We start from the raw sequence: 26,362 nt of genomic DNA on the forward strand, positions 1-26,362 counted from the left end.
CTTTTTATTTACTGATTTTTTTTAAACGATATTCTTCAAAATGAGCAGCGTCCCCACGGCTCTGAACTCTGGCGTAAATACCCATCAAGACCGCGCCGATAGTATTGGTTAGCAGATCGCCCATCGTATCCATCAGTGCTTCACGACCAACTAATAATTTACCAGCAGAAGTAGCATAACGTTGAAGATTCATATCAGCGACTGTGTCACAGAGAAATTCCCAGAACTCCCAAAAAACGCCGCATACTCCAGCAAAGGCAAAGCCGAATAGCAGGAAGAGCCAAGGAGATGTCTTACTGATGTCGGCGTCCTTCATAAAGAAGCCAATCAATCCATAGCCCATTGCCGTCAAGACCATAGGACTAACAGTGTGCAGAATCTTATCCCAGAAGGAAACGATCGAGATCATATGCAATGAAGTTCCTAAGAAGACCGAGATGACTAAGAAAAACCAATAGAAATAAACAATTTTATCAGGTAAAACAATATTGAATAATTTTGTAATGATTTCAGGTAAGAAGATCAAGGCCACACCGGCTAAACATTCAATCACAAAGATGACACCTTGTTTCGTAGAATATTTGCCGATCACAAATTCGTAAATATTATAAATCAAACAGATTGCTGCAAAGATCAAGAGACCTAAGCGATATTTTTTATAAGTCATGGAAATCACTACCTTCTATAAAAGATTTGATTTGTTCCAATAACGCTTTTTCCGTGCTAACGATCGTTCCATTCAGTTTGATCAGTCCGACTGTATAAAGGTTCAAGTAATGAAATTGATTTTCGGCCGGAGTTTGCAATGCTTCCAATTTTTTGTGATTGTCGGCACCTTGCTGACGGGAATCCGTGTATAACGCGATGACGGGAATTCCTTTGGCGTAAGCCACACCGATTTCGGAAGCAACACCGGCATCAATTGTTAAGCCATCCAATAAAGCAACCATCAGATCACTTTTCAGTACTTCCTCAGTATCGGCGAGTGCAATCATTTTACTGTCAGCGTAAGCCGATTTATCATTAATGCCCTCATTTTCCTGCGGTAAGTAAATAGTCAGTTCTGGATCAAGTTCACGAATTTTTTCAACTAAGTATTTATTATAAAATAAGTCGCTTTGCGCAAATAACGGTGCGGCGAAGTAAATGTGTTTAGAAGTAGTCACTAAAATAAGCCTCCATATCTGGGATCGTTGTTTCTAATAATTCTATTGCCTTTTTGTCGGCTTCCAGCCGCTCAATTCGAGCGAGATAAGCTGCCCGCCGATAATTCATCAGCATACAGGTTAATGTCTGGATGTTCAAACCGATTCGTTTTCCCTTCGGTTGATCGGAAATACTCAATTCGCCAGCTTCATTCCAGCTGAGGGCGAAAATACCGTTGTTCCATTCTGCAACCGGATCTTCGACAACAAAATAGAAAGGATCGACCGGTTTCTCAAATGGGTATCCCAATAAAAATTCCTTCACGTCGACGATTCGCGCCATAAAGAAGGGAGCGATCGTTTCGGTGATCTCGCTATCGTCCAGCAAGAAGGACAGTGGTTCATTTTTAAAAATATCACCTTTGACCCAATAAACCATCGAAAAATGAGCACTGATAAAGTTCCAAAGACCATTGCGAGCTTCTTGGTTTAGATAGAACATTTCTTTGATATGGAAGACCTCATCAGAAATCCAGTAAAAGAGTACCCCGGTTGGTTTCTTGTCTGCATCGTAATAAATCGCCGCGATACGTTCCTCTTCATTTTCGAAACGCCAATACTCTTCCCAGTTCAATTCTTTGCGGATCATTGCCCCATGATTGTTTAGGGCAAATTCATGATAGACCTGATAAACATCTGGATCATCGACCTCTCTGCGTTCAACAATGCCTGGCAAATCCACTTGCTTCGGTAATTGGGTATCTTTGATCTTGAAGCTGAGCTTATCAGACATGATCTCCCAGCCTTTGCGGCGATAGTAGGGGATATTGTAAGGATACAGGTACGAGATCCATTGCTGATCCTCGCGCATCTGGACTAATGCCTTTTTGATTAAATCCTTCATTAATCCGTGGTTGGCATATTCGGGATAAGTACCGACTCCGGTCACTCCGCCCATTTGACACAGCTTTCCGTGAATATTGACTTCGCAGGGGTAGATCGCGATCTGAGAAATCAGTTTGTCCTCATGGAACCAGCCAAAAACTTTCGATTGCTCCAAGACCGGTTTTTTCGCACGAACCATCTCCCGTTTATTTTCGTATCCGCTGTTTTCAATGTCACTTTCGGTTACTTGAAAAACATAACTCAACAACTCATCATATTGAGCCAAATGCTCTTCACCGACTGGCTTTAAGACTAGTTGTTTCCTAAAGTCATTATCCATTTTTTCATCTCCCATTATCATTAGGTGAGCCATTCCACTAAACTACTCAAAATAGCTAGTAGATTTGAGCCTCAAATTTATCCTATATTCTAAGTATAGCAAAACCAGAATGATATTTCTCTTACTGACTTTTAGAAATAGGGGAAAAGACTTTTTTTCTATTCCGATCGTTGGTATAATTGACAGTGCTGATTAAAAGAAATGAGGAACTTTGATGAATATAGAAGAAATGAAGAAACGCCAAGAGATGATTCGTAACTTTTCGATCATCGCGCATATTGATCACGGGAAGTCGACTCTGGCTGACCGAATCCTAGAACAAACCAACACCGTAAGTTCCCGAGAGATGCAAGAGCAATTGTTGGACTCAATGGATCTTGAACGTGAACGTGGAATCACGATTAAATTGAATGCAGTGGAATTGCATTATACTGCTAAAGATGGACAAACATATATCTTCCATTTGATTGACACACCAGGACACGTCGACTTCACTTATGAAGTTTCACGAAGCTTGGCAGCCTGTGAAGGGGCAGTCCTAGTTGTAGACGCGGCACAAGGAATCGAAGCGCAAACTTTAGCGAATGTTTATTTGGCGCTAGATAATGATTTGGAAATCTTGCCAGTCATCAATAAAATCGATTTGCCAGCCGCTGATCCAGAACGCGTTCGTAAGGAAATCGAAGACGTGATCGGGATTGACGCTGAGGACGCAGTTTTGGCGAGTGCCAAAACAGGTATCGGAATCGAAGAAATTTTAGAGCAAATCGTGACGAATGTTCCTGCTCCAAGCGGGGAATTGGACGCTCCTCTAAAAGCGTTGATCTTTGATTCGGTATATGATAGTTATCGTGGTGTTGTTTTAAATGTTCGTATTACAGATGGAATCGTTCGCCCCGGTGATAAAATTCAACTGATGAGTAACGGTAAAATCTTTGATGTGACAGAAGTCGGAGTATTCTCACCAAAAGCTGTTCAACGGGATTACTTGATGGTAGGTGACGTTGGTTATATCACTGCCAGCATCAAATCCGTTCAAGATACCCGTGTCGGTGATACTGTGACACTGGCTAATAATCCAGCTGAAGAGGCGTTAGATGGCTATCGCACGATGAATCCGATGGTGTTCTGTGGTCTGTATCCGATCGACACATCTCGTTATAATGATTTGCGTGAAGCATTGGAAAAACTGCAATTAAACGATGCGGCCTTACAATTTGAACCAGAAACTTCTCAAGCTCTAGGCTTTGGTTTCCGTTGCGGCTTCTTAGGGCTACTGCACATGGATGTCGTCCAAGAACGTCTGGAACGTGAATTCAATCTTGAATTGATCACGACTGCACCATCCGTTATCTATCATGTAAACTTGACCGACGGCACACAGTTAGTGGTCGATAATCCAGCTGCTTTTCCCGATCCTTCGACTATTCAAAATGTTGAAGAACCATACGTGAAAGCCAATATCATGGTTCCGAACGAATACGTTGGTGCTGTCATGGAGCTTTCTCAACGGAAACGCGGCGAATTTATCACGATGGATTACTTAGATGATTATCGGGTAAATGTTGTTTACCATATTCCATTATCAGAAATCGTCTTTGATTTCTTCGATAAATTGAAATCAAGCACAAAAGGTTATGCTTCACTAGATTATGAGTTGGCCGACTATCGTGAAAGCCGCCTAGTCAAAATGGATATTCTTTTGAATGCAGAAAAAGTCGATGCCTTGAGCTTCATCGTTCACCGTGAATTTGCACAAGAACGCGGGCGTGCCATCGTTGAGAAATTAAGAACCTTGATCCCACGCCAACAATTCGAAGTACCGATCCAAGCAACTATCGGCACGAAGATCGTTGCCCGTACCGATATCAAAGCTTTGCGTAAAAACGTATTGGCGAAATGTTACGGTGGGGATGTCTCTCGTAAACGTAAATTACTAGAGAAGCAAAAAGAAGGTAAGAAGCGGATGAAACAGATCGGTTCCGTTGAAGTACCGCAGGAAGCGTTCATGGCTGTTCTGAAAATGGACGACCAGGATAACGCGAAATAGCTTGTTTTCAATGGGAAACCCTATTAAATCAACCTTTTCGAGTGGCGTAAAATTCGTGATTTACCCGTTTAAAAAAATTTAAACTGTCATACGGTTGTCACGGCAGTATTAAAATTAACAAAAATGGAATATTTTCCTTGAAGGTTTTTAACCGTCAGCGTATGATGAAAGCATCTCATAGGAGGTGCTTTTTTCATGTCTGAAAATATAAGTGGAGAATTTCTTAAATCTTTAAGGAAAGAGAAAAAAATGTCTCAAAAGAAGCTGGCCGACTTAGCGGGGATTTCGCAAAGTGCTTTAGTCAAGTATGAAAAAGGAACAAGGAAAATTCCAAAAGATGTAGATGTTACACTAAGTAAAATTCTGAATGTAGAAACTCTATTAAAAGGTGAGAAGGATAGAGTTGGGCTTCTTATTGATCAACTAATTGCATACAGAGACATGAACAAGTTACTCAATAAAGAGTTGGCTACTAAAGTAGGGACTAGTGAAGTATCACTTAGTTATGTTTTAAACGGAAAGAGAAAACCATCGAAGGAAATGCAACAAAAAATTGCTGTATTCCTCTCTAACGATGGTAAAGAAATTTTGATGGATATAAAACAAGATGACGGTTCGTTTAAATTACCCATCGTCGATAAAATAGCGATGGGAAAACGAATCCAAGAGATTCGGAAAAATCGAGGTGAGACACTGGAAAAATTTGGTAAGAACTTTACTCGACCAGCAGGTAAGAATGTTGTAAATAGATGGGAAAAAGGTGCGAACATTCCTGATATTGAAAGATTAATGAATGTTGCCTATCTTGGGAAAGTGACTGTCCCTTATATTTTGTATGGCGAGACTTTTAGCAAGATGTTGAAAAGGGGAAATACGATTAACCAATTTGAAAAGTTGGATTCTTTCCGGATGGGACTAAGATTCAGAAAAATTCGAAGGGATTATCGTTTAGAAAGAGAAGACTTTGGAAAGTTTTTTTCACCGCCTATTACAAAATGGTCAATGGACAAGTACGAGAACGGAAAAGATATCCCAAATACCGACCGCATTATTCAGTATGCCTATATAGGAAAAGTCTCTTTGGAGTTTTTGATATATGGTATCTGACAATTTTTGAAAAGAATAGTTTTAAACATTTGAGACATTCAGAGATGGGTGTCTCTTTTTTATTACCCAAATGGGAAAGGAGATTATTTATATGAAAAAGCCGAGATTTAAAAATTGGCGATTATTTGCGACTTTAGCTCTATTAAGTCAAACAATTGGCGGATCAATTGGTCCTACGATTGCTCTGGCCGATGAAATTACTCATCCACAAACGGTAACCGTGGAACTTGATTTAGCACATCAGTATGCTGTCGAAGGAACTTTCAGTGATGGACACCAAATGTCAGAGGTCACTGTTCCACATTATGCTATCTACAATGGCGTGAAACAAGATATTTTCTGTATTGAACCAGGAGTTCCAATTTATAATGAGTTCACTCCTGGGTATGAGAAAAATCCATTGCCTGATATGCCGGAGAAAGCCAAATTAGTTTCCGTTTTATGGAAAAAAGCCGGCACAGATGTAGATACTCATATTGTGGCACAGAAGATGATCTGGCAAGAAGTTAACGGCTACACCCTTCACTCAATCAAACGTTCGGATGGTAGTGCCGTAAATATTGCAGCTATTGAGGCAAAAATTAACAAAGCAATCGCGGACTATCAGAAGAAACCAAGCTTCCATAATAGCACGGCTAAAACAGTGTTAGGTCAATCAACTACTGTAACGGATACAAATAATTTGAATTTGTCAGAATTCGATGAGGTTGTAGAAAATACCGCAAATATTGATTATCGTGTTAATGACAATCAATTGGTCATCACACCGAATGCCAATTCAAAAGAAAGCGGTGTGTTGACACTTAAGAAATCTGTTGGAACTGGAACACCGGTTGCTTATAAGATGGCTGGTCAACAAACCCTGATGGCTGGGGCGATTGATAAACCGAACACTTACACGATCAAAATTGATGTGGAAACGGAGGGTTCTTTAAAGATTAAAAAAGTCGATAAAGAATCAGGTGATGTTGTACCGGGAACGGTTTTCCATTTAGACTTTGGAAAAACTTTGCCTACAAAAGACGTGACTACTGACAAAGAAGGTATTGCGACATTGGATGGGATTCCTCATGGTACAAAGGTAACCATTACTGAAAAATCAGTGCCGGCGCCTTATACGATTGATACCACACCTATGACTGCCACGATTAAAGCAGGTGAAACCATTTCCGTGACTTCAAAAAATACGCGAGAAAAAGGTCAAATCATTCTGGATAAAACCGGAGTTGAAACAGGAAATGATCTTTGGAACGACGATTATTCTTTAGCTGGCAATACATTTGCTATTCGCAAAGATAGCCCAACTGGTGAAATCGTTCAAGAAATAATCACGGATGAAAAAGGCCATGCAGAAACTCCAAAAGAGATTGCTAACGCGTTGGAATTAGGAACCTATTACGTGACCGAAATCAAAGCATCTAACGGCTTCGTGAATACTTTCAAACCCGTAAAAGTCGAATTAAAGTATGCCAATCAAACGGTAGCCCTTGTGACCAGTAACGTAAAAGGGCAAAACCAAGAAATCACTGGTGAAACCACTTTGACAAAAGAAGACAAAGATACCGGTAATGAAACTCAAGGGAAAGCTGAGTTTAAAGGAGCTGAATATACTCTCTTTACTGCAAAAGATAGTCAAGCTGTTAAATGGAGTGAGTCTTTTAAGCCAGAATTAGTGAAAGGAACGAAAGCTTCTGATGAAACGATGACTTTGACTTTAGATGAAAAGAATCAAGTTGCCGTTAAACATCTGGCGATTAACGAGTATTACTGGCAAGAAACCAAAGCACCTGAAGGATATTCTTTGGATGAAACGAAGTATCCTGTTTCCATCAAAAAGGTGGATGATAGCGAAAAAAATGCTGTGATTACCCGAGATGTTACGGCAAAAGAACAAGTGATTCGCTTTGGGTTTGATTTCTTCAAATTCGCCGAATCAGCTACGGGAACTGCCGAAACTGGCTTCAATGATCTGACTTTTAAAGTATCGCCATTGGAAGGAACCAATGAAATCACAGGCGCTGAAGATGAAGCGACCACAGCTTATAACGAGCAACTAGGTTTTGATGGCTATGGCAAGTTTGAAAATCTTCCTTATGGGGATTATTTACTTGAAGAAGTAGAAGCCCCAGAAGGATTTCAAAAGATTACACCATTAGAAATCCGTTCTACTTTTAAAGAAAATAAAGAGGATTACGCCAAGAGTGAGTATGTCTTCACCATTACCGAAAAGGGACAAAAACAACCGATTAAGACGGTGACCGTTCCTTACGAGAAACTGACGAACAACGAATTTTCCGTTAGTTTGAATCGTTTGATGCTTTATGATTTGCCTGAGGAAGAAGATAGTTTGACTTCCCTTGCGACTTGGAAAGACGGGGACAAAGAATTGACTAGCCTTGATTCTACCGAGCTAATTGATAAGTTGAGCTATAACTTGCATGAAATCAAAGAAGACTGGTATGTGGTAGCGCAAGCCATTGATGTAGAAGCCACAAAAGCTGCTCAAGAAAAAGATGAAAATGCCAAACCAGTCGTGATTGCGGAAACAACGGCCACCTTGGCGAACAAAGAAAAAACAGGAACTTGGGAAATTCTGCATAAATTAACCGCCGAACAAGTTTTGGATAAAACCATCGTCTTATTCAACTATGTGTATGAAAATAAGGAAGCCTTTAAAGCAGGCGATGAGCCAGTAGCGAAGGATGCTAGTTTGAATAACCAAGCCCAAACTGTCAATTGTACGGTGGAGCGTCATGTTTCCATCCAAACAAAAGCCCACTTAGAAGACGGTTCGCAAACTTTCACTCATGGTGACGTGGTAGATATGTTTGATGATGTGTCCATTACCCATGATGTACTGGATGGCTCAAAAGAAGCTTTCGAAACAATTCTGTACGCCTTATTACCAGATGGCACGAACAAAGAAATTTGGAAATCTGGCAAAATTGATTACGAAGTGAATGACAAAGAATTTACCAAAACCGTGCTTGCGGAAAAAGTAGACACTGGAAAGTTTCCAGAAGGTACAAGTTTTACCTTTAAAGAAAATAACTACGACAAAGATGGAAACATCAATGGAAAACACAATGAAGATTTGAAAGAAAAATCTCAAACCTTAACTCCAAAAGAAGTTCCGACAACACCAAGTACACCAGAACAACCGGAAACACCAACGGTTCCAAGTGGCTCTCAAGAATCTAGTCCTACAGTGAAGACATTCCCTCAAACCGGGGAGAAAAATTCCAATGTGCTACTGTTCATTGGTTTTACCTTGATCTTTGCGACGGCGGGCTATTATTTCTGGAATCGCCGGAACTAAGGTGATGAGATGAAACAAGTAAATAGGAAGAACCAACGTGCGCGACCGCCTCCTAAAAAAGTGGTCGCGCTATTTTTGTATCCAAAACTAACAATGAAAAGAGGAAAAAAAGATGGAATTGAAATTTGTTGTGCCAGATATGGCCGAAACCTTTGGAAAGATAAGTTATGCCGGAGAAGGAGAAGTTTTAAAAGAAGGATATGGTCGGAATACTACGATGGTTGGCCGCAGTTATCATTTGTATTCCAGTAAACAACGGGCTGATGATATTGAAGTGGTGGTAGCTGCGGAAGCCGGCGAAAAGGATTTTGACCAAGACCAACCACTAAAAGCCGTGAATCCCCATTTGGTTGCCAAAGGCTATGAAATTGAGAATCGTGGGTTTACCGATTACGTGTTGTATGTCGATGATTTAGTGAAAGCATAGGAGGAAAAGAAGATGAGATTAACAGAAGGTATTGTCGTAGATTCAGGATTAACCTTTGGGAAGTTGCGGTTTTCCGCATTACGTCGAGAAGTACGCAAGCAAAATGAGGACGGAACGGTTAGTAACGAGGTAAAAGAACGAACCTATAATTTGAAATCCTCCGCGCAAGGTCGAATGATTCAAGTTAGTATTCCGGCAAATGTGCCCCTACGCGAGTTTGCTTATGATGCAGAGGTAGAGCTGGTCAATCCAATCGTGGATACCGTTGCCAATTATCTTTTTCGAGAAGGAACCACTGTCAATTGGTTCATTAAGGCAGATGATTTAGTCTTGAAACGGCAACCGAATCAAGGAAATCCTACGAACCAAAATGAAGGAAAGAAATAGGTGAAAAGAATGGAAATTAATGTTGAACATATTTTAGATTGTCTCGATCGTTATGGCAAAGGAGAACTAACCAAAGAACAAGTCAACGAGGATTTGACGATAGGCGAAAAAGTATTTCTTATTATGAATCAGGATTTTTTTGAAACCGATGAGGAAGATTTTGACGTACTAAAATGGTTGGATGAAGAAGAGTCTTTCTTTATGGTTGTCGAAGTCAATGAAAGTTTATGTCGTCAAGCAGAATCAGTTTTAGAAGAAATTGGTGTGGAGATGCCGGATGCCATTGAAGGTTTCTTAACGCAATTGGTTGAAACAAAACAACTCTCCGTAGCAGTAAATGACTAGCATAACTTTTTTAAAATTGCCCAATGAAATCCTATTGGGCTTTTTCGACTGGAGGTGGAAACCATCAAAATGTACAAAGGACATCGCATACGCGCAGGAGATCAGCATTTGGTTTATCACTTTGTTCTTGGCTGGCTAATTGCTTTGTTCATCGGTTGTATGGGTGTCATTTATTTTCAAGAGCTTAGACAAATTGATATTTCCAAGCTATCATTTTCCACTAGTGAAATCGTTTGGTCCATGAAAGATTTAGTATGTCTGCTTGGAAGTCTCGCTCTTTCAGGAGCTATGATGTTACTTTATATTCATTTTTTTCCTGATCATTGGCGAAGTTTATGGCATCGACAAAAGCTAGCCCGAATGATTCTAGAAAACCATTGGTATGAAGTGAAACAAACTCAAAGTGAAGGTTTTTTCAAAGATTTGAATAGTAGTCGGACCAAAGAGAGTATCAGTTACTTCCCCAAAATTTATTATCGAATGAAGGATGGCTTACTTTCCATTCGCGTTCAAATTTCACTAGGAAAATATCAAGATCAACTGTTGAAGCTAGAAAAGAAGTTAGAAAGCGGACTGTATTGTGAGTTAGTTGAAAAGGAACTCAAAGACTCCTATGTGGAATACACCTTGTTATACGATATGATTGCCAATCGAATTGGAATTGAAGAAGTAGTGGCAGAAAACGGGACTCTGCGATTGATGAAAAATCGAGTATGGGCGTATGATTCTTTACCTCATATGTTAATCGCTGGTGGAACAGGTGGTGGGAAGACCTATTTCTTACTCACCATTATCCAAGCTTTATTGAAGTCGGATGCAGAATTGTTTATCCTAGATCCCAAAAATGCGGACCTAGCCGATTTAAGTACAGTGATGCCTCATGTTTATTCCCAAAAAGAAGAAATTTCTGTATGTGTGGAAGATTTTTACGAACGCATGATGGCTCGTGGCAAGGCAATGAAAGAAATGCCAAACTACAAAACAGGAGAGAATTATGCTTATCTTGGACTTCCGCCAAACTTTTTAATATTTGATGAATACGTGGCTTATATGGAAATGTTAACAACGAAGGAGAGTGCGGTGATTTTAAATAAGCTCAAACAAATCGTGATGTTAGGTCGTCAATTTGGTTTCTTTCTGATTTTAGCTTGTCAAAGACCCGATGCGAAATATTTAGGAGATGGAATTCGCGATCAGTTCAATTTCCGGGTGGCTTTGGGTCGCATGAGTGAACTTGGGTATTCCATGATGTATGGCGAAGTTGATAAAAACTTCTTTACGAAACGAATCAAAGGTCGAGGCTATGTAGATACAGGTGGGAGTGTGATTAGTGAATTTTATACACCACTTGTTCCAAAGGGATATGGTTTCTTGGAATCCATCAAACAAGTAGCGCAATCAAAAGAAAAATGACAGCTACAGAGAAATTTAGTCTTCTAGGGTATCGGACTAAAAGTATGATAAACTAATGATGAAAGCGTCAGGAGGTGCAATAAAAATGACAGAGGATTATTCTTTACAGTATGCTAAAGAGAACAAAAAAGTATTAATTTCTTCGATTACTGATGGGAAAGAAAAAGAGGAAGAAAAGACTGCCATTTTTATGGCTGGAAGTCCTGGGGCTGGAAAGACTGAGGCTGCACAAACTTTGACGGCATTGAATAGTAATCTTTGTGTAATCGATGCTGATAAATTTCGTGAATTATTCCCAGGTTATGTTGGGAATAATTCAGATGAATTTCAACGAGGATCAGCACTTTTGGTAGATGCGGCTCTCGATTTGGTTCTTAAAAAGGGTTATAGTTTTATTCTTGATGGGACTTTTGCAACTTTTAAGGTAAATCAAAATATTGAACGGGCACTCAAAAAGAATTATAATGTGCTTGTCTATTATGTTTATCAAGATCCATTTATTGCTTGGGACTTTACTAAAAAGCGAGAAGAAGTTGAAGGCCGTTTTGTTCCTAAAGAACGTTTTATCAATGCTTTTTTCCAATCGAGAAAAAATTTGATGCGGGTGAAAAAACAATTTCAAGAGAAAGTAACTATCAATATTTTAGTGAAGGATTTTCAAAATACGATTTCTGATTTTCTAATGGATATTGATAATGTTGAACTAGCATTACCAATCAGTTATACGAAAGAAAGATTGGAGGAAGAGCTACATGACTGAGAAAGAAAAAGTTGAAGAAATTATGGAGAAGTATAACCGTAACTTTTCTACACTACAAAAGAATGCCTCTGCAAAAGAGCTGAAGACAGTCTTTAAATTTGTAGCAGATGAATCCAACCGCAAACAACGAGAATTGATTGGTTTGGATAAAGAAAAATAAATTTGAAATTGAAATAGTTTTAAGAGCCAAGAGCAAAAATGTTCTTGGCTTTTTTCTTTGCAATGACTGAGGTGATGTATGACATTTTTAGATTTATTCGCCGGGATTGGTGGATTTCGCTTAGGTATGGAACAAGCGGGCCACCAGTGTATCGGTTTTTGTGAAATTGATGAATTTGCCCGGCGGAGTTATAAGGCAATCCATGATACAAGGAAGGAGGTGGAAATGCATGACATCACAAGTGTATCAGACGAGTTTGTTCAATCCCTCGGACCAGTGGACATCCTTTGCGGCGGATTTCCGTGCCAAGCTTTTTCAATTGCGGGAAAGCGGCAAGGATTTTCCGATACTCGAGGTACTTTATTCTTTGAAATCGCTCGGTTCGCCACTCTTCTCCAACCTAAGTTTTTATTCCTTGAGAACGTCCGGGGATTGCTCAATCACGAAGGAGGGGCTACGTTCGAGACAATCCTCCGAACGCTGGATGGATTGGGGTATGATGTGGAATGGCAGGTGCTTAACTCAAAGGCCTACGTTCCCCAAAACCGTGAGCGGGTCTTCCTTATCGGACATTCTCGAGACGAATGTACCGAACAAGTATTTCCTATCATTGGATCGTCTGCAACATCTGATCAAAACATCAGAAACTTGGTAAATATCAATCCTTCTAATCGAGGCATGGGTGGCCAAGTCTATGGTTCAGATGGGGTAGCGCCCACCTTAACTGGTGATGAAGGAATCAAAATAGCCTTACCCACGAACGAGGGAATTTCTATAGCGGGTATGTTGCCGGGGAATTTTGAACAAGGAAATCGGGTCTATGAGGTAACCGGAACAGCTCCCACCTTGTCAACGAAACAAGGGGGAACGAAAATTATGATTCGAAGAAATAAAACAGAATATCAAGAAGCGAAGCCAGGGGACAGTGTGAACCTGGCTTTTCCTAACTCCACAAGTCGCCGAGGCCGTCTGGGAAAACAAAGTGTGCATACTTTACTAACAGGAGATCAACAAGCGGTTGTCACAGATCAGTATCAGATTCGGAAGCTAACACCTAGGGAGTGCTGGCGACTTCAAGGCTTTCCCGATTGGGCTTTTGACCGAGCCTCTCAAGTCAATTCAGATAGTCAGTTGTATAAACAGGCCGGAAACTCTGTAACAGTTCCGGTCATTTTTGATATTGCTAGAAGGTTAAGGGAGGTGAAAGCACATGATTTATGATGAGTTGATTGGAGAAATCTACTGGGTGATTGGCAAGATTCAGTCAGATCCGGAATTGGAAGAAGAACTGTACCGGCTCAATTTCGATATTCTAAAAAATGGGGTGAAGGTCCCTGGTGATTCATATGTAATGGACGAAGAAACCGATGATCGAATGGAGCTGAATCAAATCATCAGTGAATTGGAACGGATTGCGGACCTTGCCAAAGAACCTGATATCCGCCAATACTTGTTCGAGATAAAAGCAGAACTGGAAATTGAGGGGATTACCGCGGAGTAACAGGTAAATAAACCACTGATAGGCGCTGACCGCGGGGGATTTGCGAAGCAGAAATCCTCCGTGGTGCTGTGCCTGTTCATGGACGGCGCCAGCCGGCCATGATGTCTCACCCCCCGTATCTAACAGGGGGGTACAAAAACACAAAAAATAAACAAGCAACCATTAAAAATGCTTGTTGAATCAAGGATATTAAGTAATTTGCATAGGTGTTAACTCATTTGAAAAAGTTAACACCTTGAATTTGGAGGTGAGAACTTGGCACAACGGAATTTAGATTATCGGTTATTAAAAGACCGACGCAACGAATATGGCGTTTCACAAAATAAATTGGCTACGGCTTGTGGGCTTAGTCGTCCCTATTTAAATCAGATAGAAAATGGTGGTGTAACTGCCTCTATAAAGACCATGAGAAAAATTTTTGACCAACTGGAAAGTTTCAATCCCGATTTGCCTTTGACATTACTGTTTGACTATGTAAGGATTCGTTTCCCCACAACGGATGTACGAAAAATTATCCAACAGATTCTTCATTTGAAATTTGAGTATATGCTCCATGAAGATTACGCCTTTTACTCCTATCAAGAACAATACGTCATGGGAGATATTGTGATGATGTTATCTCATGAAGAAGATAAAGGAGTACTTTTAGAATTAAAAGGGCGTGGTTGTCGACAGTTTGAAACTTTTTTACTCGCCCAAAAGCGTAGCTGGTACGACTTTTTCGAAGATTGTCTAAAAGCTGGGGGCGTGATGAAACGCTTGGATTTGGCAATCAATGATCGAGCGGGACTATTGGATATTCCGGAGTTAACGAAAAAATGTCAGAAGGAGGAATGTATCTCTTTATTCCGTACCTTTAAAAGCTACCGTTCTGGGGAACTGTTAAAAGCTGATGAAAAGGATGGCATGGGCAATACCTTGTATATTGGGAGTCTCAAAAGTGAGGTTTATTTCTGTCTCTATGAAAAAGACTATGAACAATATATCAAACTCGGGATTCCTTTAGACCAGACTGAAACGAAAAATCGGTTTGAGATTCGCTTGAAAAATGACCGTGCCTATCATGCGATTCAGGATTTGTTAAAAGGTCGCAGCATTGAAAGTACCACGTTTTCCATTATCAATCGTTACTTGCGATTTGCGGATAAAGTGGAAGGAAAACGGCGAACCAACTGGCCCTTAAATGAACAATGGGGGCGTTTCATTGGTCGGAATCGGAAAGAGATTCAATTAACCTCTGAGCCGAAACCGTATACCATTGAACGAACATTGAACTGGTTAGGGCGACAAGTAGCGCCTACGTGGAAGATGGCCAAGGAGTTGGATCGATTGAATCAGACGACTTACATCCAGGATATGGTACACAATGCGCGCTTATCAGATCGGCATAAAAAGATTTTGGAGCAACAAAGCATGGAAATTGAAGACTTAATTATATGAGAAGAGGAATCACGATGGGAATTGTAAAAGATATTTTATTGGTGTTTGGTGGCAGTATGCTTGGTGTTACCGTGATGTGCTTGATGAATGCTAGTTCAGCTGCGGACCGAGCAATGGAAAAGAAAGGAAAGTGACGAGATGAATTTCGGACAAAATTTATATCAATGGTTTTTAACCAATGCCCAATCCTTAGTCTTATTGGCGATTGTAGTCATTGGGTTATTTTTAGGATTTAAGCGAGAGTTTTCCAAACTGATTGGCTTTTTGGTGATTGCCTTAATTGCAGTGGGATTGGTTTTCAACGCTTCTGGTGTGAAAGATGTCCTACTCAATTTGTTTAACCGAATTGTCGGAGCTTAGGAGGAACCACTGTGGAACAGATGCGTATTTATATTGCGAACCTTGGGAAATACAATGAAGGTGAGTTGGTGGGTGCGTGGTTTACCCCACCTGTCGATTTTGATGAAGTCAAAGAACGGATTGGATTAAATGATGAGTATGAGGAATATGCGATCCATGATTATGAGTTGCCTTTCGAGATTGATGAATATACACCAATTGAGGAAATTAACCGGTTGTGTGGCTTGGCAGAAGAATTGAAAGATACACCAATTAGCGAAGTTGCCTCAGAAATCCAACATGCATTCTTCAATTCCTTTGAAGAAATGGTGGAGCATGTGGATGACATTATCTGTTATCCCGATTGTAATGATATGAGTGATGTTGCGTATTATCTAATTACCGAATCTGGAGATTTTGGCGAAGTACCGGAACACTTGAAGACATATATTGACTTTGATGCTTGTGGTCGCGATTTGGAGATTGGAGGGAATTATCTGGTTACTAGTCGAGGGGTTTTTGAGTATACAGAGTGATAATGTACTGTATATGGTGTTGAATCACCTTTTTATTATGTCACAAACACAATATATAGTGTGCGAGGCGAAGAGCATATGGTATAATATTTACCGTAGAATTAATTTTGAAATGAGGTAATATTATGGCAAATATTCAAAAAAGTTTTATTAATTTTCATAATTCAATTAGATTGGATGTGGAAGACAATACTTTACTTAAGGACTATAAAGACCAAGTCATTGATGGATTAAAAGAGCACTTACCTGATGATGTGAAATTTGAAACTTTTTTACAGGGAAGCTATTCTGTTTATACCGGAATAAAAAGCTGTGATGAAAAAATTGATTTTGACATCGATATTGCAGTTGCTTTCGAAATTGATCATATGGTCTATGAAGATCCACGGAAGCCTAAACTGTGGGTAAAAGAAGCGCTAGTTGAAATTTTTCCTGATGCTCAAGTTAATTTAAAAGTACCTTGTGTAACTGCTACATTTACTGGAAAAAAGACAGAAGAAAATGTGCATGTTGATGTTGCGGTTTATGCTAGAGAAGATGAAAATTATTTTTTAGCAAAAGCAAAAGAATTCAGTGCTCCCGAAAACCGATGCTGGGAGGAGGCTGATCCCAAAGTATTAAAAGAGAAAATTAATTGTCACGTAGCAGATCCAGATGATCGAAAACAATTTCGAAGATGTATTCGCTATTTAAAAAGATGGAAAGATAATAATTTTAACCAAGAATACAAACCAACAGGAATTGGACTTACAATTAATGTGATGGATGCGTTCCTAGTTAAGAAGTCCACCGATTTTTTAACTGGAAAAGTTCAGTATAATGATATGGAATGTATGAAACAAATTGTTTCTTCGCTGAAAGATTTATTTGTGTATGAGCACAATGAAACAGATGGTTGGCATTATCGTCTACATGCATTTCTTCCAGTGAAACCTAACAGTGATGCCTATTCAAAAATGACAGGTAATCAGATGAGTGATTTTAAAAACAAGCTTTCTAAATTATATGATGATTTGATTTTCGCTATCGATACCGAAGATGAGCATGATGCTACAAAACGATTAAATAATCAATTTGGAGAAGATTTTTTAATTATTTCAGAAGAAGAAGTTACAGAAAATAACTTAAGAAATGCATTTGTTACAGACTATCCGAGTGCTTAGGTTGGTGTTGAAGATTGGATTATACTGAGATTTTAAAAGAAAAGTTAACAGATGTTGTGCGCTTATTCGACGGTAATTACTACGGGGATTTTTCATTTGCTACAATTGGAAAGTTGCGATTAAAAATTGAAGTACCAAAACATTTTCCGTTGGTACTCCCTAAGATTTACATTCATAATTTTGATAATTTAAGACTTTACCTACCACATGTAGAAAAAGATGGGTTGGTCTGTTTTTCTTCAGATATAAATTATTTAGTAGATGAAGAAAACTCAGAATTAGTTTTATTGCAGTGTGTTAATAAAACTATAAAAACTATTGAAGAAGGTTTGAAAGGATCAAATAGAAATGATTTTCGAAAAGAGTTTGTGGCTTTTTGGGACAAACAAGAGAATCAAACTCTGTTATTCTATCTTTGTGAACCAGAGTTGTTTATCAAATCAGTTGATACAATAATGTACGGTAAATCTTTGGTTGCTTTGGATAAAGAGAACGAACTACAACTAAACGCAGCGAGCAGAATGTTTAGCGGAGAGAAACATGATACTCATGGATTAGATGCATACTATGTTCCAATTAGAAATAAGAATAATATCATGCCTCCAAAGGGTAATAAGGCATGGTCAAAGAAAGATATTTTGCAAATAGTAAAAAAAAATGTAACAGGTGCAAATAAAAGATTTTTTTTAAAGCTTGAAAAAAGAAAGAGTAAACACAGTGTTTTACTCATTCTAGATATCCCAATTGAAGAAAAGTTAAATAATGTCATAATTGGATTTCTCTTTACAAAGAAATCTGGATCTATGAAAGATTACAAGGGTACGCCCAGTCCTGTATTAGTTCAGCGTCATGATGATTTATACTTGGTGAATAGAACGAGTGGAGATGACTATGGATTAGGTGCTAATATAGCTATTATTGGAGTAGGATCAGTTGGAAGTAAAATCGCTGAAAATCTTGGTCCATTAGGGGTACGAAAGATGACACTCATAGACGATGATTATTTTCAAGTTGAAAATCTGTATCGAAATTACCTTGGCGCAGATAGTTTAAAAAATGCCCGTTCTCAGAATAATTTTTTTAAAGTTGATTTAATGCAAGAAGAACTTGAAAAAAAATTTCCATACCTTTGTGTTGAAGTAGAGTCAATGAACGTTTTAAACTTAATTAATATACAACCTGATTTTTTCAAAGAGTTCGACTATGTTTTTGTTTGTATAGGAGATACAATGGCAAGCTTGGCTTTAAATAATCATTTTTCCCAAAGTAGGCAAAAAGTCTTCTATTCTTGGCTAGAACCATATGGTATTGGTGGACATACTTTATTTGTCAATTATTCTCTGAAACAAAAAGGCTGCTTTAATTGTCTTTATACTTCCGCAGACTCCAAAAGAAAATGTCCAAATAGAGCTTCATTGGTAAAAGCTGGACAAATTTTTGAAAGAACATTAGCAAGTTGTCGCTCGAAATTTATACCGTACAGTTCTATTGCCTCAACTGAATGTGCAATTAATGCAATAAAGCTGTTCCATAAAGTTAATCAAAATGGCAAGGCTGAAAGTACTCTTTTTTCATGGATAGGAGAGGGAAGTGCTTTTGAGAATTTAGGATATCAATATAGTGACAGATATACTTTTCTAAATGGAGTTAATAGATTTGAAGAAAGATTCTATTCCGATTATTGTAAAGTATGTGGTGGGGCTAGATGATTAAGTTTTCGTGTGACAGTATTGTTATTGAAGTAAGAGATGAAGTTCTGCAGACTTTTGAACAATATCGCCAGGAGAGTGATGACTCACCAGAAGCCGGAGGAGTCCTTCAAGGAAAAAGACTTAAAAATGGAAATATCTTAATTACTGATGTAACAACTCCTCAGGTAGGAGATACACAAAAAAGGTTTCTCTTTAAAAAAAATCGTGAAGTTCATCAACAACTTTCCGATAAAAAATGGATAGATTCTAATAAGTTTTCTATTGGTTTGGGAGAGTGGCATACTCATCCTGAAGCTATCCCAAACCCATCTAGTGTCGATAAAAATGGTTGGAGATTAAATGTGAGAAAGCAGCAGGAGAACAGGATTTTTGTTTTTATCATTGTTGGAACTACTGAGTTGAAAATGTGGCTATTGTCGAAAAAGTCAGATATTAAGCAAGCCATAAGATTATAAGGGAGTGATTGGATGAAATCCAAAAAAAATATATGGTGGTGGACATTTCTCTTGGGGAAAGTAATAATACCGCTCCTTTTGTTACTTTTTCTACCGGTAGTTCCCTTCTTCTTTATTGATAAAGAAATGAGTAAAGAAGGGATGATATTTTTCTTTGGAGACAATAAAGCTCCATTTATTGAATCAGTAATGACCGCTCTTAATTTTAATGTAAACTATATATTTGCAATTATTGTGATTCTATCTTTATTGAATTTTTTTAAGAAAAAAAATTCAAATAAAGTTTTTAACTCAAATGGGAATGTATATTATAGCTATTTCTATTTTGTATTTTGGACAGCAGCGACGCTTCTTGGTTATGATAAGATCCAACTCGCAGGAATTCCAATACACATGCAATATAAGTTAGTTATGAGTGGAATTTTTTCAGAGGTGTTACCAGATATGTATCAGGATCACTATGACATTGAAGAAACAGATGAAGTAAGTATTGAAAAAGAAAACTTCGATGATATTGCTAAATATGACTCTGTGAATCTATTGATTATTGATACTTACGATATAAAAATGAGTGAATTATCTCTGGAGAATCAAACATATCCCACGATAATTGTTAGAAGAAATTCAACAGATGGAGTTCGTAAAGTTAATAAATCTTTGATTCTGGAAACAAAGAAAGCAATGGATGAAATTCAAAGAAGAGAATTTAAAAATGTATTTGTTTCTTCAACATCGAACCCTCAAAATAGTATCAATATTATTAATTCATCATTTAGATTTTTCGGTCGATCGCGTAGGTTTAAACTTTATGTAATGCAAAAAAATCATGCAAGCAAAGGACAGTATAGTAAGAAATATAGGATTTTTATCTAAGAGGGAGTTTTTCCTTCTTTCTTTTTATTTGGGAGGGAATTATGAAGTGAAAAAAATAAAAAGCTATACCAGTATCTGGGCAGTTGAAAAAGTCATTTACGCAATCAATGACTTTCAGCTGCCTTTTCCTGTGACCTTTAACCAGATGGCTTGGTTCGTGTTGTCCTTGCTGTTTGTTATCGTATTTGCCCATGTGCCTCCACTATCTATGATAGAGGGGGCCTTTTTAAAATACTTGGGCATACCGGTGGCGGTCACGTGGTTTATGTCGCAAAAGACCTTTGACGGCAAGAAACCATTGGGATTTCTACGATCCTTTATCAGTTATCACTTGCGGTTTAAGGTCACGTTTGCAGGAAAGAAAGTCAAAGAACAGAAGAAACGATGGGACGAGCCCATCACTTTAGTGAGGAGTGTGAACTATGTACCCGATTAAGTATATCGAAAATAATCTTGTCTTTAACCAAGAGGGAGAATGTTTCGCCTACTATGAGCTAGTGCCTTATAATTACTCCTTTTTGTCACCTGAACAGAAATATCAAGTACACGATAACTTTCGACAATTGATTGCTCAGAATCGTGAAGGCAAGATCCATGCGCTACAAATTGCCACAGAAAGTAGTGTTCGCGCCACGCAAGAACGATCGAAAAAAGAAATTACAGGTAGACTCAAAGAAGTAGCGAAACGGCGAATTGATTTACAGACAGATGCATTAGTATCCATGATTGGCGATAGTCAGATTGATTATCGCTTTTTTATTGGCTTCAAACTGATTGTGACAGATGAAGAGGTCAATCTAAAAAGTCTCAAAAACTCTTTCTTTTGCGGATTTCAAGAGTTTGTCTATGGAGTGAATCATCATTTAATTGGGGATTTCGTTTCCTTATCCAATGAAGAAATTCGCCGGTATACGAAGCTTGAAAAACTAATGGAAAGTAAACTAGCTCGCCGATTTAAAGTCAGACGAATGACTCCTAGTAATCTGACGTATTTGATTGAACATGTCTATGGAGAAAAGGGTACACCATTTGAAGAGTATGAATTTCAATTGCCAAAGAAAAAGCTAAAGTCGGAAACTTTGGTGAAACGCTACGACTTGTTACGTCCCACTCGTTGTTTGATTGAAGAAAAACCACGGTACTTACGCATAGAACATGAAAATCATGAATCCTATGTAGCGTATCTAACAATCAATACGATCGTAGGGGAGATGGAATTTCCTTCCTCAGAACTTTTCTATTACCAACAACAACAGTTCACTTTTCCAATCGACACGAGTATGAATGTAGAGATCGTGTCGAATAAAAAGGCCTTAGCTACCGTTCGCAATAAGAAAAAGGAACTGAAAGATTTAGACAACCACGCCTATCAATCCGACAATGAAACGAATGCCAATGTCTTAGATGCTCTGGATTCAGTAGACGAATTGGAAACTAACTTGGATCAGTCAAAAGAATCCATGTACAAATTGAGTTATGTGGTTCGAGTGAGTGCGGAATCAGTAGATGAACTAAAACGCCGCTGTGACGAAGTCTTGGATTTTTATGATGATACCAACGTAAAACTAGTCCGGCCTTTTGGGGATATGACGGGTTTACATGAAGAATTCTTACCCTCAAGCAAACGATATATGAATGACTATATCCAGTATGTGACGTCTGACTTTTTAGCGGGACTTGGCTTTGGCGCAACCCAAATGTTAGGAGAATTGGAAGGAATTTACTTTGGTTACAACGTGGATACGGGTCGCAATGTTTACCTGAAACCGGCATTAGCATCACAAGGTGTAAAAGGTTCGGTCACCAATGCACTAGCAGCTGCTTTCCTTGGTTCACTCGGTGGGGGGAAGTCCTTTAGTAACAATCTCTTGGTTTATTATGCTGTTTTATTCGGTGGACAAGCCGTAATCGTCGATCCAAAAGGAGAACGTGGGGGCTGGAAAGAAACCTTGCCAGAAATTGCGGATGAAATCAATATCCTCAACTTGACCAGTAAGCCAGAAAATCAAGGCCTGCTTGATCCCTATGTGATTATGAAGAAAAAGAAAGACTCTGAAAGTTTGGCGATTGACATCCTGACTTTTTTAACAGGAATTTCTAGTCGAGATGGAGAGAAGTTTCCCGTTTTACGCAAAGCCATTCGAACGGTAACCCAAAGTGATAAACGAGGGTTACTACAGGTCATCGTTGAATTGCGTAAAGATGGTTCGCCAGTTGCGGAAAATATCGCGGATCATATCGAGTCTTTTACCGATTATGATTTTGCCCATTTGCTTTTCTCAGACGGCTCGATTACCCAATCGATTAGTTTAGACAAGCAGTTGAATATCATTCAAGTGGCGGATCTGGTTTTACCGGATGCGGAAACCACTTTTGAAGAATACACAACCATGGAATTGCTTAGTGTTTCTATGTTAATTGTTATTTCCACTTTTGCTTTGGATTTTATCCATAGTAACCGAGAAATCTTTAAGATTGTGGATCTGGATGAAGCATGGTCGTTTCTTCAAGTGGCTCAAGGAAAGACCTTATCTAATAAATTAGTTCGTGCTGGTCGGGCCATGAATGCCGGGGTTTATTTTGTCACACAAAACAGTGATGACTTACTGGATGAGCGCTTAAAGAATAATATCGGATTGAAGTTTGCTTTTCGAAGTACTGATATTCATGAAATTAAGAAGACTTTGGATTTTTTTGGATTAGATCAAGAGGATGAAAGCAATCAGAAACGATTACGAGATTTAGAAAATGGACAGTGTTTGATGCAAGATTTGTATGGTCACGTAGGTGTGGTCCAAGTTCATCCAGTCTTTGAAGAACTCTTCCATGCCTTTGATACCCGTCCGCCGGTTCAAGAGAGAATGGAGTGAGGGGATGAAAAAGAAACTTTTTCGGATTGTTGGGATTCTCGCAATCAGCCTCTGCATTATTTTACTTCTTCTGAGTTTAATTGGAACGGTGGCAGAAGCAACGGGATTAGTCGATGATACGGTGGAAGCGGGAAATCTCTACTCCCAATATTCCTTGAACAATTATCAATTAGATTTCTTTGTGGATAGCTCTTGGGATTGGCTGCCTTGGAATTGGGGGGATGGACTAGGCAAGAGCGTGATGTATGGTCTTTATGCCATTACCAATTTTATTTGGACCGTAAGTTTGTATTTGTCGAATGCCACTGGTTATGTGGTTCAAGAAGCCTATAAGTTAGATTTCATTTCGGATACGGCAGAAAGTATTGGGAAGAATATTCAGACGCTAGCTGGTATTACTGAAAATGGATTACAGACCTCGGGATTCTACTTTGGATTTCTGTTATTGATTATTTTGGCATTAGGAGTTTATGTGACGTATACCGGCTTATTAAAACGAGAAACCACCAAAGCAGTTCGAGCTGTCATTAATTTTGTGATGATTTTTCTACTTTCGGGTTCATTCATTGCGTATGCGCCTACCTATATCACAAAAATCAATGACTTTAGCTCAGATGTTAGTGAAGCGGCTCTTAACCTTGGAACAGAGATTGTCGTACCGAATTCAGAAAGCCAAGGAAAAGATAGTGTGGATTTGATTCGAGACAGCTTGTTTTCGATTCAAGTCCAACAACCTTGGTTACTCTTGCAATTTGATGATTCCAATATAGAAGAAATTGGCGAAGACCGGGTCAACAAGATTCTATCTGTGAGTCCAGATGAAAACAAAGGCAAGGATCGGGAAGAAGCGGTCAAGGCAGAGATTGAAGACAATGACAATGCGAATTTAAGTATTACGAAGACCATGAACCGCTTAGGGACCGTGGTCTTTTTGGTGTTGTTTAATATTGGTATCTCTTTCTTTGTCTTTCTCCTGACAGGGATTATGTTATTCTCGCAAATTCTGTTTATTATCTTTGCGATGTTTTTGCCAATTAGCTTTTTATTGTCCATGTTGCCCACTTATGAAAGTTTGGGAAAAAAGGCGATTATTCGACTGTTCAATACAATTATGATGCGAGCCGGCGTCACGTTGGTGATTACCACTGCATTTAGTATTTCCACGATGTTTTTCAATATTTCGGTGACCTATCCCTTCTTTATGGTGGCTTTTTTACAAATTGTGACCTTCGCTGGTATTTATTCCAAATTAGGGGACATTATGAGTATGTTCAACCTCCAAAGCAATGACAGTCAGTCAATGGGCAGACGGGTCATGCGAAAACCGCAAATGTTAATGAATCGAAAGTTACGACAACTTAATCGAAATGTTGGTCGTACTTTGGCTTTTGGTGATGGGGCGGCTGTTGGGAGTAAGGTATCAAAAGATCAATCAAAACCTAGATTGAACTCTTCGGCTCCTACTCTACGAAGGAATTCATCTCTATCGGATAATCCAGAGCCTATCAATGAGTCAAAAAAGAATCCTTCAACCTCAAAGAATCAAAAGCAATCTAGAATGAATTTGGCCGGAAGAAAAATTGGCAGGCTTCTGGATACTCAGGATTTGGTAAAAGATAAAACGAAACAGGTAAAGGATCAGGTACAGAATACGCCAACGAATTTGAAATACAATCTCCATAACAGAATCGAAAAGACGAAAAAAGCACCTAGTGAGTTCAAACGAGGCCTCGTCCAAGAAAAAGCGGATCGAGCGGAATTACGAGACAAACAGCGACAACGAAGAGATGCAAAAATGGCTGAAAAGCGGAAAGTATTGGGCGAAACAACAAATCGTCAGAGAAAAGGCAGAAGCAATGTTCCGATAAAAGAGGAAACCAAAACTAAGAAGGATAAGGTACCAAAAAATAAATCTCCCAAACGTTTGGTAAAAGGAAACTCGAATCCAGAAATTAAACGGAAACTCTCGAATCAACAATTGAGTACGAAAGAAAATAATCAACCGGTAAGAAAAATGACTCCGATTCAACAGGCAAAAAAGAAATCCATTCTTGCAAAAGCAGGCAATCGAAAGGTACAAAAAAGTGTGAATCAGTATCCAAAACCAAGGCCGGGTGAGAAAAAATGACCATTAAAAAGCTGAGTACAATTTCGCTAGCCATTCTGAGCATAACCTTTATGGGAATCTTGATGTGTGTGGGTTTATTGTTTGGTGAAGACAGTGAAGGAAGTGGGAGTTCAGGTGCTTCTCCTGGGGAAAGTAGTGTCTCAGAAGAAGTTTTGAAACACCGCTCAATGGTTGAAAAGTATGCCAAAGAATCGGACATATCAGATTACGTTCCGATTCTTTTGGCGATTATCCAAGTGGAATCTGGTGGCACAATGGAAGATGTTATGCAAAGTTCTGAGTCAGCCGGGTTGCCACCGAATTCATTAAGTACCGAGGCATCTATCAAACAAGGGTGCCTCTATTTTGCTTCTTTGGTTAAGCGTTCCGAAGAACTAGGGTGTGATCAAGATAGTATCATTCAGGCCTATAACTATGGCGGTGGGTATTTGGATCATGTCGCGAAAAACGGGAAGAAGCACAGTTTTGCTTTAGCTGAATCTTTTTCAAAGGAAAAATCGAGCGGTCAAAAAGTCGATTATCCCAACCCAATAGCGATTAAGGAAAATGGTGGGTGGCGGTATAACTATGGCAATATGTTTTATTGCTTGTTGGTGAAACAATATCTGAACACGACACAGTTTGATGATAAAACCGTCCAAGCGATTTTTGACGAGGCGTTTAAGTATGAAGGAACTGCCTATGTGTTTGGTGGATCAAGCCCCACAACGGGTTTTGATTGTAGTGGATTAACCCAATGGTGTTATGCCAAAGTTGACCTGAAACTTCCTCGGATGGCTCAGGATCAGTATGATGCCATGACTCATATTGATTTAAAAGATGCCAAACCAGGTGATTTAGTTTTCTTTCATTCGACTTATGATGCTGGTACTTATGTGACCCATGTGGGCATTTATGCAGGAGAGAATCGGATGTTTCACGCGGGCAATCCAGTGGGCTGGACAAATCTAACAGAAAGCTATTGGCAGCAACATCTGATTGGAGCCGGTCGCTACAAATAAGAGAAA

26 protein-coding genes are annotated in these 26,362 nt (G+C 39.0%); 23 read left to right on the forward strand and 3 right to left on the reverse strand.

The window, feature by feature from the left end:
- Window positions 1-4: 4 nt before the first annotated feature.
- From AC4J95_RS10575 to AC4J95_RS10585, 3 genes are read right to left on the reverse strand one after another with little or no spacing between them, the layout of a single operon-like run.
- On the reverse strand, window positions 5-667 hold the full coding sequence (locus tag AC4J95_RS10575; protein WP_494549856.1) for a DUF2238 domain-containing protein: 663 nt from the start codon (window positions 665-667) through the stop codon (window positions 5-7).
- Complete coding sequence (locus tag AC4J95_RS10580) at window positions 657-1,166, reverse strand: nucleoside 2-deoxyribosyltransferase (protein WP_494549857.1); 510 nt, start codon at window positions 1,164-1,166, stop codon at window positions 657-659. The genes AC4J95_RS10575 and AC4J95_RS10580 overlap by 11 nt, the downstream gene beginning before the upstream one ends.
- A complete protein-coding gene (locus tag AC4J95_RS10585; protein ID WP_316401630.1) occupies window positions 1,153-2,370 on the reverse strand; it encodes a GNAT family N-acetyltransferase in 1,218 nt (405 codons plus the stop codon). Before AC4J95_RS10585 ends, AC4J95_RS10580 begins: the two co-directional genes overlap by 14 nt.
- A 214-nt stretch (window positions 2,371-2,584) precedes the next feature.
- Here AC4J95_RS10585 and lepA point away from each other — a divergent pair, with 214 nt between their 5' ends.
- From lepA to AC4J95_RS10700, 23 genes are all read left to right on the forward strand, one after another.
- The gene (lepA, locus tag AC4J95_RS10590) at window positions 2,585-4,420 is read left to right on the forward strand and encodes a translation elongation factor 4 (RefSeq protein WP_494549858.1); all 1,836 of its coding nucleotides are present in this window, start codon (window positions 2,585-2,587) and stop codon (window positions 4,418-4,420) included.
- 195 nt (window positions 4,421-4,615) lie between these two features.
- Complete coding sequence (locus tag AC4J95_RS10595; RefSeq protein WP_494549859.1) at window positions 4,616-5,527, forward strand: helix-turn-helix domain-containing protein; 912 nt, start codon at window positions 4,616-4,618, stop codon at window positions 5,525-5,527.
- Between the two features lie 91 nt (window positions 5,528-5,618).
- Complete coding sequence (gene fss3, locus AC4J95_RS10600) at window positions 5,619-8,846, forward strand: fibrinogen-binding MSCRAMM adhesin Fss3 (RefSeq protein ID WP_494549860.1); 3,228 nt, start codon at window positions 5,619-5,621, stop codon at window positions 8,844-8,846.
- A 112-nt stretch (window positions 8,847-8,958) separates the two neighbouring features.
- Window positions 8,959-9,273 (forward strand): YdcP family protein, encoded by a 315-nt coding sequence (locus tag AC4J95_RS10605; RefSeq protein ID WP_270344864.1) that lies wholly within the window; start codon window positions 8,959-8,961, stop codon window positions 9,271-9,273.
- Between the two features lie 12 nt (window positions 9,274-9,285).
- Window positions 9,286-9,660 carry a YdcP family protein gene (locus AC4J95_RS10610; RefSeq protein ID WP_494549861.1) on the forward strand — a complete coding sequence of 125 codons (375 nt, stop codon included), beginning with the start codon at window positions 9,286-9,288 and terminating at the stop codon, window positions 9,658-9,660.
- Between the two features lie 9 nt (window positions 9,661-9,669).
- Entirely contained in the window at window positions 9,670-10,005 is a 336-nt protein-coding gene (locus tag AC4J95_RS10615; RefSeq protein ID WP_494549862.1) for a damage-inducible protein J, read from the forward strand.
- 69 nt (window positions 10,006-10,074) lie between these two features.
- Entirely contained in the window at window positions 10,075-11,418 is a 1,344-nt protein-coding gene (locus AC4J95_RS10620; RefSeq protein WP_494549863.1) for an FtsK/SpoIIIE domain-containing protein, read from the forward strand.
- Between the two features lie 85 nt (window positions 11,419-11,503).
- Complete coding sequence (locus AC4J95_RS10625) at window positions 11,504-12,178, forward strand: zeta toxin family protein (protein ID WP_154066638.1); 675 nt, start codon at window positions 11,504-11,506, stop codon at window positions 12,176-12,178.
- Window positions 12,171-12,338 (forward strand): hypothetical protein, encoded by a 168-nt coding sequence (locus AC4J95_RS10630; protein ID WP_002298811.1) that lies wholly within the window; start codon window positions 12,171-12,173, stop codon window positions 12,336-12,338. The genes AC4J95_RS10625 and AC4J95_RS10630 overlap by 8 nt, the downstream gene beginning before the upstream one ends.
- Before the next feature lie 78 nt (window positions 12,339-12,416).
- Window positions 12,417-13,559 carry a DNA (cytosine-5-)-methyltransferase gene (dcm, locus tag AC4J95_RS10635; protein ID WP_494549864.1) on the forward strand — a complete coding sequence of 381 codons (1,143 nt, stop codon included), beginning with the start codon at window positions 12,417-12,419 and terminating at the stop codon, window positions 13,557-13,559.
- Window positions 13,549-13,839 carry a hypothetical protein gene (locus AC4J95_RS10640; protein ID WP_494549865.1) on the forward strand — a complete coding sequence of 97 codons (291 nt, stop codon included), beginning with the start codon at window positions 13,549-13,551 and terminating at the stop codon, window positions 13,837-13,839. The genes dcm and AC4J95_RS10640 overlap by 11 nt, the downstream gene beginning before the upstream one ends.
- 255 nt (window positions 13,840-14,094) lie before the next feature.
- Entirely contained in the window at window positions 14,095-15,279 is a 1,185-nt protein-coding gene (gene mobT / locus AC4J95_RS10645) for a MobT family relaxase (RefSeq protein WP_494549866.1), read from the forward strand.
- Window positions 15,276-15,413: a DUF3789 domain-containing protein gene (locus AC4J95_RS10650; RefSeq protein WP_494549867.1), complete on the forward strand. Its 138-nt coding sequence runs from the start codon at window positions 15,276-15,278 to the stop codon at window positions 15,411-15,413. Before mobT ends, AC4J95_RS10650 begins: the two co-directional genes overlap by 4 nt.
- Before the next feature lie 4 nt (window positions 15,414-15,417).
- Window positions 15,418-15,639, forward strand: a complete 222-nt coding sequence (locus AC4J95_RS10655; protein WP_002298822.1) for a hypothetical protein — start codon at window positions 15,418-15,420, stop codon at window positions 15,637-15,639.
- A gap of 11 nt (window positions 15,640-15,650) precedes the next feature.
- Window positions 15,651-16,154 carry an antirestriction protein ArdA gene (locus tag AC4J95_RS10660; RefSeq protein ID WP_494549868.1) on the forward strand — a complete coding sequence of 168 codons (504 nt, stop codon included), beginning with the start codon at window positions 15,651-15,653 and terminating at the stop codon, window positions 16,152-16,154.
- 125 nt (window positions 16,155-16,279) lie between these two features.
- Complete coding sequence (locus tag AC4J95_RS10665) at window positions 16,280-17,317, forward strand: cyclic GMP-AMP synthase DncV-like nucleotidyltransferase (protein ID WP_494549869.1); 1,038 nt, start codon at window positions 16,280-16,282, stop codon at window positions 17,315-17,317.
- A 14-nt stretch (window positions 17,318-17,331) separates the two neighbouring features.
- Window positions 17,332-19,026 (forward strand): ThiF family adenylyltransferase, encoded by a 1,695-nt coding sequence (locus AC4J95_RS10670; protein ID WP_494549870.1) that lies wholly within the window; start codon window positions 17,332-17,334, stop codon window positions 19,024-19,026.
- Window positions 19,023-19,484, forward strand: a complete 462-nt coding sequence (locus tag AC4J95_RS10675; RefSeq protein ID WP_494549871.1) for a Mov34/MPN/PAD-1 family protein — start codon at window positions 19,023-19,025, stop codon at window positions 19,482-19,484. The genes AC4J95_RS10670 and AC4J95_RS10675 overlap by 4 nt, the downstream gene beginning before the upstream one ends.
- 12 nt (window positions 19,485-19,496) lie before the next feature.
- Window positions 19,497-20,357 carry a hypothetical protein gene (locus AC4J95_RS10680; RefSeq protein WP_494549872.1) on the forward strand — a complete coding sequence of 287 codons (861 nt, stop codon included), beginning with the start codon at window positions 19,497-19,499 and terminating at the stop codon, window positions 20,355-20,357.
- Window positions 20,358-20,403: 46 nt separating this feature from the next.
- A complete protein-coding gene (locus tag AC4J95_RS10685; RefSeq protein WP_002297349.1) occupies window positions 20,404-20,793 on the forward strand; it encodes a conjugal transfer protein in 390 nt (129 codons plus the stop codon).
- Window positions 20,780-23,227 (forward strand): conjugal transfer ATPase TcpF, encoded by a 2,448-nt coding sequence (tcpF, locus tag AC4J95_RS10690; protein ID WP_494549873.1) that lies wholly within the window; start codon window positions 20,780-20,782, stop codon window positions 23,225-23,227. The genes AC4J95_RS10685 and tcpF overlap by 14 nt, the downstream gene beginning before the upstream one ends.
- Window positions 23,228-23,231: 4 nt before the next feature.
- A complete protein-coding gene (locus tag AC4J95_RS10695; protein WP_494549874.1) occupies window positions 23,232-25,355 on the forward strand; it encodes an FUSC family protein in 2,124 nt (707 codons plus the stop codon).
- A complete protein-coding gene (locus AC4J95_RS10700; protein WP_494549875.1) occupies window positions 25,352-26,356 on the forward strand; it encodes a bifunctional lytic transglycosylase/C40 family peptidase in 1,005 nt (334 codons plus the stop codon). Before AC4J95_RS10695 ends, AC4J95_RS10700 begins: the two co-directional genes overlap by 4 nt.
- Window positions 26,357-26,362 lie beyond the last annotated feature (6 nt).

This window comes from Enterococcus sp. GPZ-007 (genome assembly GCF_059374735.1).

Excerpts from the sequence above, each read along its gene's own strand:
- AC4J95_RS10575 (WP_494549856.1), bottom strand. The coding sequence starts at position 667 with ATGACTTATAAAAAATATCGCTTAGGTCTCTTGATCTTTGCAGCAATC.
- AC4J95_RS10585 (WP_316401630.1), bottom strand. The coding sequence starts at position 2,370 with ATGGATAATGACTTTAGGAAACAACTAGTCTTAAAGCCAGTCGGTGAA.
- lepA (WP_494549858.1), top strand. The coding sequence starts at position 2,585 with ATGAATATAGAAGAAATGAAGAAACGCCAAGAGATGATTCGTAACTTT.
- AC4J95_RS10595 (WP_494549859.1), top strand. The coding sequence starts at position 4,616 with ATGTCTGAAAATATAAGTGGAGAATTTCTTAAATCTTTAAGGAAAGAG.
- fss3 (WP_494549860.1), top strand. The coding sequence starts at position 5,619 with ATGAAAAAGCCGAGATTTAAAAATTGGCGATTATTTGCGACTTTAGCT.
- AC4J95_RS10605 (WP_270344864.1), top strand. The coding sequence starts at position 8,959 with ATGGAATTGAAATTTGTTGTGCCAGATATGGCCGAAACCTTTGGAAAG.
- AC4J95_RS10610 (WP_494549861.1), top strand. The coding sequence starts at position 9,286 with ATGAGATTAACAGAAGGTATTGTCGTAGATTCAGGATTAACCTTTGGG.
- AC4J95_RS10615 (WP_494549862.1), top strand. The coding sequence starts at position 9,670 with ATGGAAATTAATGTTGAACATATTTTAGATTGTCTCGATCGTTATGGC.
- AC4J95_RS10620 (WP_494549863.1), top strand. The coding sequence starts at position 10,075 with ATGTACAAAGGACATCGCATACGCGCAGGAGATCAGCATTTGGTTTAT.
- AC4J95_RS10625 (WP_154066638.1), top strand. The coding sequence starts at position 11,504 with ATGACAGAGGATTATTCTTTACAGTATGCTAAAGAGAACAAAAAAGTA.
- AC4J95_RS10630 (WP_002298811.1), top strand. The coding sequence starts at position 12,171 with ATGACTGAGAAAGAAAAAGTTGAAGAAATTATGGAGAAGTATAACCGT.
- dcm (WP_494549864.1), top strand. The coding sequence starts at position 12,417 with ATGACATTTTTAGATTTATTCGCCGGGATTGGTGGATTTCGCTTAGGT.
- AC4J95_RS10640 (WP_494549865.1), top strand. The coding sequence starts at position 13,549 with ATGATTTATGATGAGTTGATTGGAGAAATCTACTGGGTGATTGGCAAG.
- AC4J95_RS10650 (WP_494549867.1), top strand. The coding sequence starts at position 15,276 with ATGAGAAGAGGAATCACGATGGGAATTGTAAAAGATATTTTATTGGTG.
- AC4J95_RS10655 (WP_002298822.1), top strand. The coding sequence starts at position 15,418 with ATGAATTTCGGACAAAATTTATATCAATGGTTTTTAACCAATGCCCAA.
- AC4J95_RS10665 (WP_494549869.1), top strand. The coding sequence starts at position 16,280 with ATGGCAAATATTCAAAAAAGTTTTATTAATTTTCATAATTCAATTAGA.
- AC4J95_RS10675 (WP_494549871.1), top strand. The coding sequence starts at position 19,023 with ATGATTAAGTTTTCGTGTGACAGTATTGTTATTGAAGTAAGAGATGAA.
- AC4J95_RS10680 (WP_494549872.1), top strand. The coding sequence starts at position 19,497 with ATGAAATCCAAAAAAAATATATGGTGGTGGACATTTCTCTTGGGGAAA.
- tcpF (WP_494549873.1), top strand. The coding sequence starts at position 20,780 with ATGTACCCGATTAAGTATATCGAAAATAATCTTGTCTTTAACCAAGAG.
- AC4J95_RS10695 (WP_494549874.1), top strand. The coding sequence starts at position 23,232 with ATGAAAAAGAAACTTTTTCGGATTGTTGGGATTCTCGCAATCAGCCTC.
- AC4J95_RS10700 (WP_494549875.1), top strand. The coding sequence starts at position 25,352 with ATGACCATTAAAAAGCTGAGTACAATTTCGCTAGCCATTCTGAGCATA.